This window comes from Stenotrophomonas maltophilia (assembly GCF_002799245.1).
Taxonomy (GTDB): domain Bacteria; phylum Pseudomonadota; class Gammaproteobacteria; order Xanthomonadales; family Xanthomonadaceae; genus Stenotrophomonas; species Stenotrophomonas maltophilia_S.
Map to the genome: position 1 here is coordinate 59,434 of NZ_NEQV01000004.1, position 15,504 is coordinate 74,937.

At 63.8% G+C, this 15,504-nt stretch carries 15 protein-coding genes and 1 pseudogene; 15 read left to right on the forward strand and 1 reads right to left on the reverse strand.

Translation table 11 applies throughout. The features are described from left to right. The first annotated feature begins 129 nt into the window (after positions 1 to 129). The 14 genes and pseudogenes from dnaN to B9Y64_RS12605 form a co-directional block, all read left to right on the forward strand. Positions 130 to 1,230, forward strand: coding sequence for a DNA polymerase III subunit beta (dnaN, locus tag B9Y64_RS12540; protein WP_005411731.1), 1,101 nt, complete (start codon positions 130 to 132; stop codon positions 1,228 to 1,230). Between the two features lie 981 nt (positions 1,231 to 2,211). Further along, positions 2,212 to 3,306, forward strand: coding sequence for a DNA replication/repair protein RecF (recF, locus tag B9Y64_RS12545; RefSeq protein WP_100440999.1), 1,095 nt, complete (start codon positions 2,212 to 2,214; stop codon positions 3,304 to 3,306). Between the two features lie 112 nt (positions 3,307 to 3,418). Continuing rightward, positions 3,419 to 5,878: a DNA topoisomerase (ATP-hydrolyzing) subunit B gene (gene gyrB, locus B9Y64_RS12550; protein ID WP_100441000.1), complete on the forward strand. Its 2,460-nt coding sequence runs from the start codon at positions 3,419 to 3,421 to the stop codon at positions 5,876 to 5,878. Between the two features lie 67 nt (positions 5,879 to 5,945). After that, positions 5,946 to 6,794, forward strand: a complete 849-nt coding sequence (locus B9Y64_RS12555; protein ID WP_100441001.1) for a CPBP family intramembrane glutamic endopeptidase — start codon at positions 5,946 to 5,948, stop codon at positions 6,792 to 6,794. 71 nt (positions 6,795 to 6,865) lie between these two features. Then, entirely contained in the window at positions 6,866 to 7,672 is an 807-nt protein-coding gene (locus B9Y64_RS12560) for a M48 family metallopeptidase (protein WP_100441002.1), read from the forward strand. A 132-nt stretch (positions 7,673 to 7,804) separates the two neighbouring features. Beyond that, positions 7,805 to 8,998 (forward strand): tetratricopeptide repeat protein, encoded by a 1,194-nt coding sequence (locus B9Y64_RS12565; protein WP_014035419.1) that lies wholly within the window; start codon positions 7,805 to 7,807, stop codon positions 8,996 to 8,998. A 143-nt stretch (positions 8,999 to 9,141) separates the two neighbouring features. Next, positions 9,142 to 9,810 (forward strand): energy transducer TonB, encoded by a 669-nt coding sequence (locus B9Y64_RS12570; RefSeq protein WP_008265902.1) that lies wholly within the window; start codon positions 9,142 to 9,144, stop codon positions 9,808 to 9,810. Positions 9,811 to 9,904: 94 nt separating this feature from the next. Next, the gene (gene exbB, locus B9Y64_RS12575; RefSeq protein ID WP_005411738.1) at positions 9,905 to 10,666 is read left to right on the forward strand and encodes a TonB-system energizer ExbB; all 762 of its coding nucleotides are present in this window, start codon (positions 9,905 to 9,907) and stop codon (positions 10,664 to 10,666) included. Positions 10,667 to 10,727: 61 nt separating this feature from the next. Continuing rightward, positions 10,728 to 11,153, forward strand: coding sequence for an ExbD/TolR family protein (locus B9Y64_RS12580; RefSeq protein ID WP_005421196.1), 426 nt, complete (start codon positions 10,728 to 10,730; stop codon positions 11,151 to 11,153). Positions 11,154 to 11,156: 3 nt separating this feature from the next. After that, positions 11,157 to 11,570 carry an ExbD/TolR family protein gene (locus B9Y64_RS12585; RefSeq protein WP_005411740.1) on the forward strand — a complete coding sequence of 138 codons (414 nt, stop codon included), beginning with the start codon at positions 11,157 to 11,159 and terminating at the stop codon, positions 11,568 to 11,570. 159 nt (positions 11,571 to 11,729) lie between these two features. Next, positions 11,730 to 13,190: a cardiolipin synthase gene (gene cls, locus B9Y64_RS12590; RefSeq protein ID WP_042358375.1), complete on the forward strand. Its 1,461-nt coding sequence runs from the start codon at positions 11,730 to 11,732 to the stop codon at positions 13,188 to 13,190. A 40-nt stretch (positions 13,191 to 13,230) separates the two neighbouring features. Then, the gene (locus B9Y64_RS12595; RefSeq protein ID WP_100441003.1) at positions 13,231 to 13,500 is read left to right on the forward strand and encodes a hypothetical protein; all 270 of its coding nucleotides are present in this window, start codon (positions 13,231 to 13,233) and stop codon (positions 13,498 to 13,500) included. Positions 13,501 to 13,509: 9 nt separating this feature from the next. Continuing rightward, complete coding sequence (locus B9Y64_RS12600; protein WP_100441004.1) at positions 13,510 to 14,253, forward strand: pyridoxine 5'-phosphate synthase; 744 nt, start codon at positions 13,510 to 13,512, stop codon at positions 14,251 to 14,253. Between the two features lie 145 nt (positions 14,254 to 14,398). Further along, positions 14,399 to 14,635, forward strand: a pseudogene (locus B9Y64_RS12605) (PA0069 family radical SAM protein); the annotation flags it as partial. 155 nt (positions 14,636 to 14,790) lie between these two features. Here the strand turns inward: B9Y64_RS12605 and B9Y64_RS12610 are convergent. Next, positions 14,791 to 15,015, reverse strand: coding sequence for a helix-turn-helix domain-containing protein (locus B9Y64_RS12610; protein ID WP_049412847.1), 225 nt, complete (start codon positions 15,013 to 15,015; stop codon positions 14,791 to 14,793). Between the two features lie 80 nt (positions 15,016 to 15,095). Between B9Y64_RS12610 and B9Y64_RS12615 the strand changes: the two genes are divergently transcribed. After that, positions 15,096 to 15,431, forward strand: coding sequence for a hypothetical protein (locus tag B9Y64_RS12615; RefSeq protein ID WP_049412845.1), 336 nt, complete (start codon positions 15,096 to 15,098; stop codon positions 15,429 to 15,431). The last annotated feature ends 73 nt before the right edge of the window (positions 15,432 to 15,504 follow it).

A 15,504-nucleotide genomic window follows, 5' to 3' on the forward strand; every position in this document is an offset into this window, starting at 1 on the left:
GGGTTTCGATGTCTGAAATCCCTTTATTTACAAAGACTTAGCGTTGTTTTCCAGCGATTCTGTCTCTACCAGCACCACCAAGCTTTTGATTTATTCCACATTTTTTAAAGCATAGGGGCACGGAACCACATGCGTTTCACACTGCAGCGCGAAGCCTTTCTCAAGCCGTTGGCACAGGTCGTCAACGTGGTCGAACGCCGCCAGACCCTTCCGGTTCTGGCCAATTTCCTGGTCCAGGTTCAGAACGGCCAGCTGTCGCTGACCGGAACCGACCTGGAAGTGGAGATGGTGTCGCGGATCGCGGTTGAAGATGCCCAGGACGGCGAAACCACCATTCCCGCCCGCAAGCTGTTCGAGATCATCCGCGCCCTGCCCGATGGCAGCCGGATCACCGTCTCGCAGACCGGTGACAAGATCACCGTGCAGGCCGGTCGCAGCCGCTTCACCCTGGCGACCCTGCCCTCCAATGACTTCCCTTCGGTTGACGAAGTGGAAGCCACCGAGCGCGTGGCCATCGGCGAAGCGACCCTGAAGGAGCTGATCGAGCGCACCGCGTTCGCGATGGCCCAGCAGGACGTGCGCTACTACCTCAATGGCCTGCTGTTCGACCTGCGCGGCGATGCCCTGCGTACCGTCGCCACCGACGGCCACCGCCTGGCGCTGTGTGAAACCGACCTGGCCAAGCCCAGCGGTTCCAAGCGCCAGATCATCGTGCCGCGCAAGGGCGTGACCGAGCTGCAGCGCCTGCTGGAAAGCGGCGATCGTGAGATCGAGCTGGAAGTCGGCCGCAGCCATGTCCGCGTCAAGCGCGACGATGTCACCTTCACCTCCAAGCTGATCGACGGTCGTTTCCCGGATTACGAAGCGGTGATTCCGATCGGTGCCGACCGCGAAGTGAAGGTCGATCGCGAAGCGCTGCGTGCCTCGCTGCAGCGTGCTGCGATTCTGTCCAACGAGAAGTACCGCGGCATCCGTGTGGAAGTCTCGCCGGGCAACCTGAAGATCAGCGCGCACAACCCGGAGCAGGAAGAAGCCCAGGAAGAGATCGAAGCCGATACCACGGTCAGCGATCTGGCCATTGGCTTCAACGTGAACTACCTGCTGGATGCCCTGTCCGCACTGCGCGATGAGGAAGTCATCATCCAGCTGCGCGATTCCAACTCCTCCGCGCTGGTGCGTGAATCCAGCAGCGAGAAGTCGCGTCATGTGGTGATGCCGCTGCGTCTCTGACAGCAGCGCTGTTCCACGTGGAACCGAACGACGCCCGGGAAAATCCCGGGCGTTTTTTTTTGGTTCCACGTGGAGCATCGTGAGGACGTTTTCACTTGGATGACATCACTCCATCGGCCGGTCCGTTGGACATCACTTGCCTTCCAGGAGCGTTCGTCTCGAGCGTTGACATCAGGATTGCTCGATCGGGGGCTGTCCTGCAGCGTCTGATCGAGAGCCTGGTTGCCGGATCTCCCACCGGTCCGCCTGCGGCCTGCTCTGGCCGGGCAGAGGCCGATGATCGCGAGTAGTTGCGCGATTGAGCCTGCCTCTGCAGACGCCTCTGTCCACAGGCCGGATCTGGGGCGAATAGGGGCAAGCCTAGCTTCTAAATCTGGGTATAAATCTAAAGCATGGTGGTGATGGTAGAGCCAGATTTGGTGGAAAAACACCTTATCTGCATGATTTAAAAGGAGTTTATGCACCTGAAACCCCCTGTATATGGGCCTCTCAGCCTGGGGGGGAACCTGTGGATAGTTTTGAGGACAGGGCAAAAGGGCTTTTTTATCCACAGATTGCCCATACCTTGTGTATAAGTCATACAGACCGGTTGTGGACTAACGTGAAACGATCGGTTTGAATTCTTTGAAATCTGTGGAACGGCGCAGGGCATGGGATCGCAGATTTCAAGGAATCTGCTGGATCATCCGCCGATCCTTGCCGGTGACGCGCAGGACGTTGCCCGTAGCACCCCCTGAAATCGGTGAAATCTGAAGGGCGACACCCAGCGACCCCGCGCAGAATTGAAGGATTTCCGGGTTCGGCCAGGCCTGCATCTACCGGGGCGAGGAAGCAGCACCACGTGGAACAGGCAGTCAGGGATCTGGCAGACCCGCAATACCCGATTCGACAGCTGAGCCGGCACGCCCGGCTTGACCGATGCAGTAAGCTGATGGATTCCCTGCCCTTCTACCGCCCCGTGCGGATGGTCTTTCGCGCCCCATGCTTATCCGCCGCCTCGCCTTGCATCAACTGCGTCGCTTCAGTGTGGTGGACCTGTCACCCCAGCCGGGCTTGAACCTGCTGACCGGCGACAACGGTGCCGGCAAGACCAGCGTGCTCGAAGCCCTGCATCTGATGGCTTACGGCCGCAGCTTCCGTGGCCGGGTCCGCGATGGCTTGGTGCGCCAGGGCCAGGAGGCGCTGGAAATCTTCGTGGAATGGGACGAACAGCGCGCCAATCACCCGCCGCACCGCCGAAAGGCCGGCCTGCGCCATAGTGGCCAGGACTGGAAGGGACGATTGGACGGCGAAGACGTGGCCCAGCTCGGCAATCTGTGCGCAGCGCTGGCGGTAGTAACGTTCGAGCCCGGCAGCCATGCATTGGTCAGCGGCGGCGGTGAACCTCGTCGCCGCTTCCTGGATTGGGGCTTGTTCCACGTGGAACCTGATTTCCTGTCCCTGTGGCGTCGCTACTCGAGGGCGCTGAAACAGCGAAATGCCCTGCTCAAGCAAGGCGGCCCATCGCGGATGCTGGATACCTGGGATCACGAGTTGGCCGAGGCAGGAGAGCCCCTCACCAGCCGTCGCCAGCACTACCTTGAGCGCCTGCAGCAGCGCACCGTGGCGCTGGCCGCCAGCCTGGCTCCGCAACTCGGCATCCAGGCACTGGAACTCAGCCCGGGGTGGCGCCGGCACGAGCTTCCGCTGGCCGATGCCCTGCTGCTGGCCCGGGAACGCGACCGCCAGGCCGGGTATACCTCGGTTGGCCCGCACCGGGCGGACTGGAGTGTGGATTTCCACAGCATTCCTGGTCGCGACGCGCTGTCACGTGGTCAGGCCAAGCTGACCGCATTGGCCTGCCTGCTGGCGCAGGCCGAGGACTATGCGGAACAGCGTGGCGAATGGCCGGTGATCGCGCTCGACGATCTGGCCTCCGAGCTGGATCGCACTCACCAGGCGCGGGTTCTGGAGCGCCTGCTCAGTGGGCCGGCGCAGATCTTCATCACCGCTACCGAAACCCCGGCGGCGCTGCTGGAGCTGACCCACATCGCCCGGTTCCACGTGGAACATGCACAGATCGTGGCTGTGCCATAGTGGGCACATCAGGGCCACTCGACCCCGGCTGGTATAATTCGGGTTGGAATCCTTTCATTCTCGGCACATCGCTCCAAGCGGTGGCCGACCTGCGGAGCCTACGGCAAGCGCAATGAGCGACGAACAGAACACCCCGGCAAACAACGGCAACTACGACGCCAACAGCATCACCGCCCTGGAAGGCCTCGAGGCTGTCCGCAAGCGTCCCGGCATGTACATCGGTGACGTGCATGACGGTACCGGTCTGCACCACATGGTGTTCGAGGTCGTCGACAACTCGATCGACGAAGCGCTGGCTGGCCACGCCGACCATGTTGCGGTGACGATCCACGCCGACGGCTCGGTCTCGGTGTCCGACAATGGTCGCGGCATCCCGACCGGCAAGCACGAGCAGATGAGCGCCAAGCTCGGTCGCGAGGTATCCGCTGCCGAAGTGGTGATGACCGTCCTGCATGCAGGCGGCAAGTTCGACGACAACAGCTACAAGGTTTCCGGCGGCCTGCACGGCGTCGGCGTCAGCGTGGTCAACGCGCTGTCGCAGAAGCTGCTGGTGGACGTGTTCCAGAACGGCTCCCACTACCAGCAGGAATTCAGCAACGGCGCAGCCGTGACCGCACTGGCCAAGCTGGAAGCCACCACCAAGCGTGGCACCACCGTGCGCTTCTGGCCGTCGACCGTCGCCTTCCACGACAACGTGGAATTCCACTACGACATCCTGGCCCGCCGCCTGCGCGAGCTGTCGTTCCTCAACTCCGGCGTCAAGATCGTCCTCGCCGACGAGCGTGGCGATGGCCGTCGCGACGACTTCCATTACGAAGGCGGCATCCGCAGCTTCGTGGAGCATCTGGCCCAGCTGAAGACCCCGCTGCACCCGAACGTCATCTCGGTCACCGGCGAGCACAACGGCATCGTCGTGGATGTGGCGTTGCAGTGGACCGACTCCTACCAGGAGACGATGTACTGCTTCACCAACAACATTCCGCAGAAGGACGGCGGCACCCACCTTGCTGGTTTCCGCGGTGCGCTGACCCGTGTGCTCAACAACTACATCGAGCAGAACGGCATCGCCAAGCAGGCCAAGATCAACCTGACCGGCGACGACATGCGCGAAGGCATGATCGCGGTGCTGTCGGTGAAGGTGCCGGACCCCAGCTTCTCCAGCCAGACCAAGGAAAAGCTGGTCAGCTCCGACGTGCGCCCGGCGGTGGAAAACGCCTTCGGTGCGCGCCTGGAGGAGTTCCTGCAGGAAAACCCGAACGAAGCCAAGGCCATCGCCGGCAAGATCGTCGATGCCGCGCGTGCACGTGAAGCCGCACGCAAGGCGCGCGACCTGACCCGCCGCAAGGGCGCGCTGGACATCGCCGGCCTGCCGGGCAAGCTGGCCGACTGCCAGGAAAAGGATCCGGCGCTGTCCGAACTGTTCATCGTCGAGGGTGACTCGGCAGGTGGCTCGGCCAAGCAGGGCCGCAACCGGAAGAACCAGGCCGTGCTGCCGCTGCGCGGCAAGATCCTCAACGTGGAACGCGCACGCTTCGACCGCATGCTGTCCTCCGACCAGGTCGGTACGCTGATCACCGCGCTGGGTACCGGCATCGGCCGTGACGAGTACAACCCGGACAAGCTGCGTTACCACAAGATCATCATCATGACCGACGCCGACGTCGACGGCGCCCACATCCGCACCCTGCTGCTGACGTTCTTCTACCGTCAGATGCCGGAGCTGATCGAGCGCGGTTACGTCTACATCGGCCTGCCGCCGCTGTACAAGATCAAGCAGGGCAAGCAGGAGCTGTACCTGAAGGACGACCCGGCGCTGGACAGCTACCTGGCCAGCAGTGCGGTGGAAAACGCCGCGCTGGTGCCGGCCACCGGCGAACCGGGCATCGAAGGCCTGGCGCTGGAGAAGCTGCTGCTGACCTACGCCGCCGCGCTGGATTCGATCGAGCGCAACGCGCACCGCTACGACCGCAACCTGCTCGAAGCGCTGGTTGATTTCGTGCCGATGGACATGGACAGCCTGCGCAGCGCCGGCGAGGGCGAAGGCCTGGACGCGCTGGCCAAGCGCCTCAACCAGGGCAGCCTGGGCAGTCCACGTTTCAGCCTGGAACTGCAGGAGGCCAACGATGAGCGCGCCGCAGCCGTGCTGGTGACGCGCCGGCACATGGGCGAGCAGCACATCCAGGTGCTGCCGCTATCGGCTTTCGAAAGCGGCGAGCTGCGCGCGATCCATCAGGCCTCCAAGCTGCTGCACGGCCTGGTGCGCGAAGGCGCGACGATTTCCCGCGGCGCCAAGTCGATCGAAGTCGACAGCTTTGCCAAGGCGCAGAACTGGCTGCTCGAGGAGGCCAAGCGCGGCCGCCAGATCCAGCGATTCAAGGGCCTGGGTGAAATGAATCCGGAGCAGTTGTGGGATACCACGGTGAACCCGGAGACCCGTCGCCTGCTGCAGGTACGTATCGAGGACGCGGTCGCTGCCGACCAGATCTTCAGCACCCTGATGGGCGATGTCGTTGAGCCGCGCCGTGACTTCATCGAAGACAATGCGCTGAAGGTCGCCAACCTGGATATCTGACACAATCGGGACCTGGCCGGTGCGCGGGGAGCTGCACCGGCCTTCGTCCCTTGAACGCAGGTACCTGATGTCCGCATCCGCCCCGGTCTCCGCCGCCCCGCCCCCGGTTCCGCCGGCGTCCACCCCGCCGCGCGCCGTGGCACCGTTGGCAGGTTTCTTCATCGACCTGGGCATCGCCGCGGTCACCCTGGTCGGCCTGAGCATGGTCACCGGTCTGTTCTGGGGCCTCTACCGTGCGATCGTGGTCAGCCGTGCCAACGCCGAGGCCAATGGCGGTGCACTGACACCGGACACCGTCGGCGCGGTGGTGGGGCAGCCCGGTGCCCTGGCGCAGATCCTGATGGCCTTGGTCGCCACTGGTGGCGCCGCGCTGCTGCTGTACTTCTGGCGACGCCCGGCAAGCGCCGGCGAACGCCTGGCTTCGCGACAGGCGCTGCAACGGCCTTCCACATGGGGCTGGACCCTGCTGGTGGCCACGCTGATCGTACTCGGCAGCAATGGCATCGCTTTCCTTTCCAAGCAGTTCGGCATCGAGCCGGTGCCCACCAACGTGGAACTGATGCAGAGCGCGATCGCGCGCTTCCCGCTTTTCCTGGTGCTGTTTGCGGTCGTCCTCGCTCCCGCCTACGAAGAGCTGCTGTTCCGCCGGGTCCTGTTCGGCCGCCTGTGGCAGGCCGGTCGCCCCTGGCTGGGTCTCATCCTCAGCAGCCTGGCATTCGCCCTCGTCCACGAAGTGCCCGGTGTGAGCAAGAATTCGCTGCTGGGCATGGCGCAGTTGTGGCTGGTCTACGGCGGCATGGGCGCCGCCTTCTGCTGGCTGTACCGCCGCACCGGCACGCTGTGGGCCGCAATCACCGCCCATGCCCTGAACAACGCTGTCGCCCTTGCCGCCATGGTGTTTCTTGGCGCAACGTAACGCCGTGTCCGCTTGACGAAAGATTAAGCAGCTACGTTACACACTGCACATATGAACACGGGGGTGGACCCATGAAACAACTGCTGCTGGCCCTTGTCATCACCACCCTGCTCAGCGCCTGCGCGACGACCACGTCGCCGACCGGGCGTCGGCAGATGGTCGGCGGCGTGTCGCAGGCACAGCTGGACCAACTGGGTGCGCAGGCGTTCGCCGAGACCAAGCAGAAGGAGAAGATCAGCACTGATGGCCGCCAGAACGGCTATGTGCAGTGCGTGGTCAACGCCCTGGTCGCACAGTTGCCACCTCAGTACCGTGGCGTACGGTGGGAGACCGCGGTATTTGTCGACAAGGAACCCAACGCCTTTGCCCTGCCAGGCGGCAAAGTGGGTGTGAACACCGGCATCTTCACCGTCGCCAAGAACCAGGACCAGTTGGCTGCCGTGATCGGCCATGAGATCGGTCATGTCATCGCGCGTCACCATGAAGAACGCATCACCCGGCAGATGGGCGCGCAGACCGGCCTGGCCGTGCTGGGCGCGCTGGCCGGTGCCGCCTATGGCGATGGTGCCGCCAGTACGGTCAACCAGCTGGGCGGCATGGGCGCGCAGACGGCCTTCCTGCTGCCGGGCTCGCGGACCCAGGAAAGCGAGGCCGACGTCATCGGCCAGCGACTGATGGCGCAGGCCGGATTCAATCCGGCCCAGGCCGTGGACCTGTGGCAGAACATGATGGCCGCCAGCGGCGGCCGCAGCCCGCAATGGCTGTCCACCCACCCCGATCCGGCCAACCGGATCCAGGAGCTGCGACGCGATGCACCGGGCCTGACGCCGGTCTATCAGCAGGCCCAGGCGGCCGGGCTGCGGCCAAAGTGCGGATGAGTGCGCAGTTCTATGCTGTATTGCAGCACATAAAACGATTTCTCACGCCATCTGTTTCTGATACGTTTGGCGGCTCAGATTTTTCTGACAGTCCGACTTTGCCGCTATCCGGCGGTTCGATCGAGGTGAACGATGATTTTCCGTAACCACAAAGCTGTGCTTTCCGTCCTCGTCGCGACCGCCCTGACCGGCGCCGTGGTCACCGATGCCTTCGCGCAGTCCTCGCGTTCCTCCGACCGTGGCAGCCGCGGTGGCAGCAGCAAGCAGGCCAAGGCCGAACCGCTGTACCCGAATGCGACCCGCCAGGAGCCGACCGCCAAGGCCTCGGCCAAGATGGGCAGCAAGCTGCAGAAAATGATTGACAGCTACAACAAGGAAAAGTTCCCGGAAACGCGCGAGCAGGCCGACGCGATCCTGGCCGACAGCGCTTCCAACGAGTACGACAAGTCGCTGGCCGCGCAGCTTGCCTCGCAGGCCGCCTACCAGACCGATGACGTGCCGGGCGCGATCGCGTACCTGAAGCAGGTGATCCAGTTCAACGGCCTGGACAACAACGGGCACTTCCAGTCGATGCTGATGCTGGGCCAGCTGCAGCTGCAGGAAGACAAGACCGCCGAAGGCCTGGCCACCCTGGACAAGTACTTCGCCGAGAGCAAGTCGACCAAGCCGGAAGAGCTGATCGCCAAGGGCCAGGCCCTGTACCAGCTGGAGCGCTACCAGGAAGCGATCCCGGTGCTGAAGCAGGCCATCGCCGGCGCCGCCGAGCCGAAGGACAACTGGAACCAGCTGCTGATGGCGGCCCTGTCCGAAGCCGGCCAGACCGGTGAGGCCGTGCAGGCCGCAGAAGCCCTGGCGGCCAAGAACCCGACGGACAAGAAGGCCCAGCTGAACCTGGCCAACATGTACATGCAGGCTGACCAGATGCCGAAGGCCGCCGCGGTGATGGACAAGCTGCGCAGCAGCGGCCAGCTCACCGAAGAGCGCGAGTACAAGCAGCTGTACTCGATCTATGCCAACACCGAGAACAAGGAAAAGGACGTCATCGCGGTCATCAACGAAGGGTTGCAGAAGGGCATCCTGAAGCCGGACTACCAGGTCTACCTGGCGCTGGCCCAGTCCTACTACTACTCCGACCAGGTGCCGCAGGCGATCGATGCGTGGCAGAAGGCCGCCCCGCTCTCCAAGGACGGTGAGACCTACCTGAACCTGGCACGCGTCCTGCATGCCGAAGGTCGCGTCCCCGAGGCCAAGCAGGCCGCCCAGCAGGCGCTGGCGAAGGGCGTGAAGAACCAGGCTGATGCCAAAAAAATCATCAACCTGAAGTAAGTAGGAATAACGCCTGAATGCCTGCTCAGTTGATGCGCAGGCGCTCAGGATTGGTATAAGCTTGGAGGTTCCTGCGGTGTCATGCACCGCTGATCAGGGATCCCGCCCCCGGGATTCCGGCCCCACTATTGAGCTCTTGGCGCATGACGGAACAACTAGTCGTTCACCGGTACGAACAACCCGATGACAAGGGGCTGAGCTGGCCTCGCATCGTCGGCATCGCGTTTGTAATCGCCCTGCATCTGGCCGCCTTCATGATGCTCCTGATCCCCGCCGTGGCCCCCAAGGCCGTGGCTGAGAAGGAGCGTAACGTCATGGTGACCATCGTCGACGCACCGCCGCCGCCGCCCCCGCCGCCGCCGCCGCCGCCGCCGACCGATACTCCGCCGCCGCCGGTGAAGAATCTGTCGCCGCCGAAGCCGTCGCCGGTCCCGCCGCCGCCGCAGGCGCCGGTCGTGGACGTGCCGGAACCGCGCCCGAACGATATCGTCACCCCGCCGTCGCCCCCGTCGCCGCCGGCTCCGCCGACCTCGATCGAGGCCAGCGTGGACATCTCGTCGAAGGCCATGAATCCGCCGCGCTACCCGCCGGCAGCCTTCCGCGCTGGTATCCAGGGCGAAGTGATCCTGATCATTGATGTCGATGCCAGCGGCAACGTCACCAATGTCACGGTGGAAAAGTCCAGCCGTAACCGCGACCTGGACCGTGCTGCGATGGAAGCGGCTCGCAAGTGGCGCTTCAACGCCGCTGAATCTGGCGGTAAGAAGGCGGCAGGTCGCGTTCGCGTCCCGGTCAACTTTGCGCTGAACTGATGCGCCCGGGTGGCCGCCTGGCCACCCCCGCTCCCAGTTCGATTGTTTAGCTTAGCTACACCCTTTATCACCACACACAACAAAGGTAAGCGTCATGCTGCAGGAAATTTTCATCGCCGCTGCTGCCGGGGGCAATCCGTCCAACGCCCTGTCGCAGATGGGCTTCGAGCACCTGATCCACGAAATGACCACCAAGCCGGGTGATTTCGCGGTTTCCTGGGTCGTGCTGCTGACCCTGATCGCCATGTCGGCCATGTCCTGGTACTGGACCGTCATCAACATCTTCCGTGCCACCCGCCTGAAGAGCGCCGCTGATCGCGTCGTCAGCCTGTTCTGGGACACCCCGAACGCGCAGGACGCCATCCGTGCGATGGAAGAACAGCCGGCTTCGGAGCCGTTCTCGAAGATCGCCCTGGACGCTGCCCAGGCAGCTGCCCACCACCAGCGCGCTGAAGGCGGTGCTACCGGCGGCGTCGGTGAGAACCTGAGCCGTTCGGAGTTCGTCGACCGCGCTCTGCGTCAGGCCGTCACCCGCGAAAGCAACAAGCTGCAGTCGGGCATGACCCTGCTGGCCACCGTCGGCGCGACCGCTCCGTTCGTCGGTCTGCTGGGTACCGTGTGGGGCATCTACGGCGCGCTGATCAAGATCGGTGCCACCGGCTCCGCTTCGATCGACGCCGTTGCCGGCCCGGTGGGTGAAGCGCTGATCATGACCGCGATCGGTCTGTTCGTCGCGATCCCGGCCGTGTTCGCCTTCAACTTCTTCAGCAAGATCAACAGCGCGACCATCAGCAAGTTCGATACCTTCGCGCACGACCTGCACGACTTCTTCGCCACCGGTTCGCGCGTCCGCTAATTGCGGCGCGCGTCACCCAGCGACGAAGTAAGTAGTCACCAAGATCTAGACGGAGCCCGTTATGGCTTTCAGTAGTGGTAACAGCGGCGGCCCCATGGCCGACATCAACGTTACGCCCCTCGTGGACGTGATGCTGGTGCTGCTGATCATCTTCATCATCACGGCGCCCCTGATGTCCCACAAGGTCAAGGTGGATCTGCCGGAAGCCAACCTGATCCAGAAGCCGGAAGATGCTGAAAAGCGTCCGAACCCGATCACGCTGGCAGTCAAGGAAGACGGCTCGATCTACTGGAACGACGAAGAAATCAACAAGCAGACTCTCGAGTCCCGCTTGGCGACCGCCGCACAGCAGACCCCGCAGCCGCCGCTGAACCTGCGTGGTGACCGCACCACCAAGATGCGCGTCATCAACGACCTGACCAAGGTCGCGCAGGAACAGGGCATGCTGGACGTCGGCTTCGTTGCGACCAAAGAAAAGGGGCAATAAGCCATGGCATTCAGTAGTGGTGGTGGCAAGGGCCCCATGGCAGACATCAACGTCACGCCCCTCGTGGACGTGATGCTGGTTCTGCTGATCATCTTCATCGTGACCGCGCCGATCATGACGTACCCGATCGCCGTGGACCTGCCGCAGCGCGTGCTCAACCCACCGCCGCAGCTGGTCGAACCGCCGCCGCCGATCGAACTGAAGATCGACGCCAGCAACCAGGTCTCGTGGAACAACAGCCCGATCAATACCAGCGAGCTGCAGCAGCGGATGGAGCAGGAGGTCCAGCGTGACCCGACCAACCAGCCGGAACTGCGCATCGACGCCAGCCCGGATTCCGAGTACGACGTGATGGCCAAGGTTCTGGCCGCCGCGAAGAATGCTCAGATGAAGAAGATCGGTTTTGTGCAGCAGTAAACGCGACACCGCAATACAACAGTCATGACGCGACTGCAGACGCCCCTGGAGACAGGGGCGTCTTTTTTTCGTCTGTGGAATGCAGTCGGGGTCAGATCCCTTTTCCTGCGGAAAAGGGATCTGACCCCAACAGGCAGCATGCGCCGCTATGATCGGCGGATGCTCGCCCTCTTCGACTCCCTGCGCCACTGGCTCGACGGCATCGCCCACCTCGGCACGATCCTGGCGGTGGCCTACCTGCTGTACCTGTTCGCGCTGGCGGGCTGGATCATGCTGCAGAAGCGCGAGCCGGTGGCCACGCTGAGCTGGATCCTTTCATTGGCGCTGCTCCCCTACCTCGGGCTCTTCATCTACTACCTGCTGGGCCCGCAGAAGGTGAAGCGGCAGCGTCTGCGCCGTGGCCGTGCACGCTCGGGCATGGAGCACTACAGCGATGTCTGCCCGCCGGATTCGGACTGCACCGAGCTGGCCAAGGTTGCCCAGGCCACCACCGGACTGGCGCCAAGCAGTGCCACCGAGGTGACCTGGCTGGTGGACGGCGCGGCCACCTATGCCGCGCTGCTCGACGCCATCGCGCAGGCGCGCGACCACGTGCACCTGGAGTACTACATCTTCAATCCCGACCATGCCGGTACCGCCCTGCGCGATGCGCTGGTCGAACGCGCGCAGGCCGGTGTGCAGGTGCGCCTGCTGCTGGATGCGGTCGGCTCTTCCGCCCTGCCCCGCCGCTTCCTGCAGCCGTTGCTGGACGCCGGCGGTGAGGCCATCTGGTTCCATCCGCGGCAGCTGCTGAAGCCGTTCAAGCGCCCGTGGTTGAACCTGCGCACCCACCGCAAGCTGGTGATCGTCGACGGTCGCCTCGCCTTTACCGGTGGCATCAACATCACCGACGAGGAAGACGAGAGCCGCCGGCCCGACGCCTACCGCGACCTGCACATGCGCATCCGCGGCCATGTGGTGCGCAGCCTGCAGCTGGTGTTCGCCGAGGACTGGCTCTACGCCAGTGGCCAGGACCACTCCCGTTTCGACATCGCCCGGCTGTGGCCGGCCGACATGCCGCTGCGCGCGGACGGACCGATCAGTGCGCAGGTGCTGGTGTCCGGCCCCGACTCGGGCTGGGAGACCATCCACCGGCTGCATGTGGCCGCGATCCAGGAAGCGCACGAGCGGGTATGGCTGGTCACGCCCTATTTCGTGCCGGGCGAAGCAGCGCGGATGGCGCTGACCTCGGCCGCACTGGGCGGCCTGGATGTGCGCCTGCTGGTACCGAAGATGAGCGATTCCTGGTTCGTCACCCAGGCCGCACGCTCCTACTTCGACGAGCTGCTGCATGCCGGCGTGAAGATCTACGAGTACGGCCCGCGCATGCTGCATACCAAGGCGTTCATCGCCGATGACGACGTCTGCATTGTCGGCAGTGCCAACTTCGACCACCGCAGCTTCCGCCTGAACTTCGAGCTGTCGATGATGATCAGCGACCGTGACCGCGTGGCGGCCCTGGCCGAGCTGCTGCAGGGCGAATTCGACCGCGCCACCCGGGTGCACGACCAGGCCGGGCGCTCGCTGTGGCTGCACCGCCTGCCCGAGGCCTTCGCCCGGCTGGCCTCGCCGCTGCTCTGAGGCAGCGCTACACTGCGGCGATCATCCGGGGAGCCCGACTATGTACTGGTTGTACCTGCTGCTGGCGCTGGGCTGCTTTGCCTTTGCGCTGAAGACCCCCAGCGCGGGGTTGATGACCCTGTGCCTGCTGGCTGCCCTCGCCTTCCTGCTGGCCTGGGTACGCGGCCGCTACGTGGCCCGTTTCGGTGACCTGCAGCGCGACCCGGCCACCCTGATCGATGCCGAGGAACTGCGCCGCCTGCGCGAACAGGCCCAGGCCCGCCGCGGTGACAACCATAACGACCACGACCCATCCCCTCTTTCCAAGTAGTTCCGTTCCATGACCCAGCTCAGCGTCAACGTCAACAAGATCGCCGTCCTGCGCAACTCGCGTGGCGGCGCCGAACCGGACGTGGTGCGTGCCGCCCAGGCCTGCCTGGATGCCGGTGCACATGGCATCACCGTGCATCCGCGGCCTGACCGCCGCCACATCACCGCCGAGGACGTGCTGGCCCTGTCCACGCTGACCCGCGCGCGTGGCGTTGAATTCAACATCGAAGGCAATCCGTTCGCGCCGCCGCGCGAGGGTTACCCGGGGCTGCTGCCGCTGTGCGAACAGACCCGTCCGGCGCAGGCCACCCTGGTGCCCGACGGCGACGGCCAGATCACCTCGGACCATGGATTCGACTTCGAGCGGGATGCCGAGCGCCTGCGTCCGCTGGTGGCAGCACTGAAGGCCATGGGGTGCCGGGTCAGCCTGTTCGTCGACGCGGGCAACCCGCTGCTGGAGCAGGCAGCCGAGGTCGGTGCCGACCGCATCGAGTTGTACACCGGCCCGTACGCGGAAGCGCATGCGGCTGGCGATGCCGAGGCGATGCTGGCGCTGTTCGCCACCGCCGCGCGGCGTGCGCAGGCGGTGGGCCTGGGCGTCAACGCGGGACACGACCTGTCGCAGGACAACCTGCGCGATTTCCTGGCCCACGTGCCGGAGGTGCTGGAGGTTTCGATCGGTCATGCGCTGATCGGCGAGGCGCTGTATGACGGGCTGGATGCCACGGTGCGGGGCTATCTGGCTCTGCTGTGACCGCTTGATACAGCCGAGCGTGGCCTCGGCTCCACAGTGGATACGGGGGCCTTGTAGAGCTGAGCCCATGCTCGGCTCAGCCTCGCCCTCAACCCTTCAGGTGGCCGTCGCAGCCATTGAGACGGCCGCGACGTACGCTGCCGCAATGGGTATTGCGATCAAGGGCCGAGGTTCCACGTCCCACCTTGCCGGGCGCTTTGAAAGCACCGTCAGCGAGGCGGTGGACGACGGCTGGGCGGTCGACGAGAGCGAAGAATTCCTCGCCCCGCGCCTGCGCACCGAGGTGCGCGCCGAAACCGCCCGCAGCATCATCACCCGCAACAATTCGCCGGACGTCGGCTTCAGCCAGTCGGTGAATCCGTATCGCGGTTGCGAGCATGGTATCAATACCCCCTGATTGTTCACCAGACAAATGGATATAGATCAATAGTTTAGCGGAGTATCAGTAAACACATCGGCTTGGCAGGAGCGCGCGCAGCAACGGCGAGCTCGCCCCTCTCGGACGAGCTGGCCCTCGCTTTTTAGCTGCGAAGAAAGTTAGAGACCTGCGGCGCGTAGCAAGGCTGACATCGACGTGCCCAGACCATCAGCCACGCGCTCCAAGGTAGCGAGAGTGACGTTCTTTTCGCCACGTTCGATCTTGCTGTAGTAGGCGCGGTGCATTTCGATGTGGTCAGCAAAGACTTCCTGGCTGACACCCAGAGCAATACGATGCGCGCGGATCACATCTGCAAGTTTCGCTTGATTCGTATGCTCGACCATACGAAGCAGCTTGTGGTCCCGGTACTTTAAAGACTACGCCTCTAAAGGTAGTCTACTTATAAGTACTAATTGCCCATCTCATGAACTTTTACCTCGTATGTCCGGAACTGGAGTTCACGCTTGAGGTTCCCTTCTCGCCCATGGGCAGGGAGCAAGTTGCAATGCAGGTGCGTCGGATGCAGGAGGAGGAAGGGCAAGCCAGGGGCTTCGAATGCCGCTTGGCAGAAGAGCTGTCAAAGCTCATCCCGCAACTCACAGATTGGGACATCAAGCCACCCACGGGTGCACAGATGGCGTACGCGACTTCGCTCTGCGCGCAGTTGGGTATTCAACTGCCTGCAGCAACACGTCGATCGCGTGCATTGATGCAAACCTTCTTGGCCGAAGCCAAAGCGCTCCACGGCCAACGTAGCTGACAAAGACTGCACAAGCCGAAGTTGTGGATAAGTTTGGGTAAAACTTTCTCGCCAGATTACCCAATGGCCTACA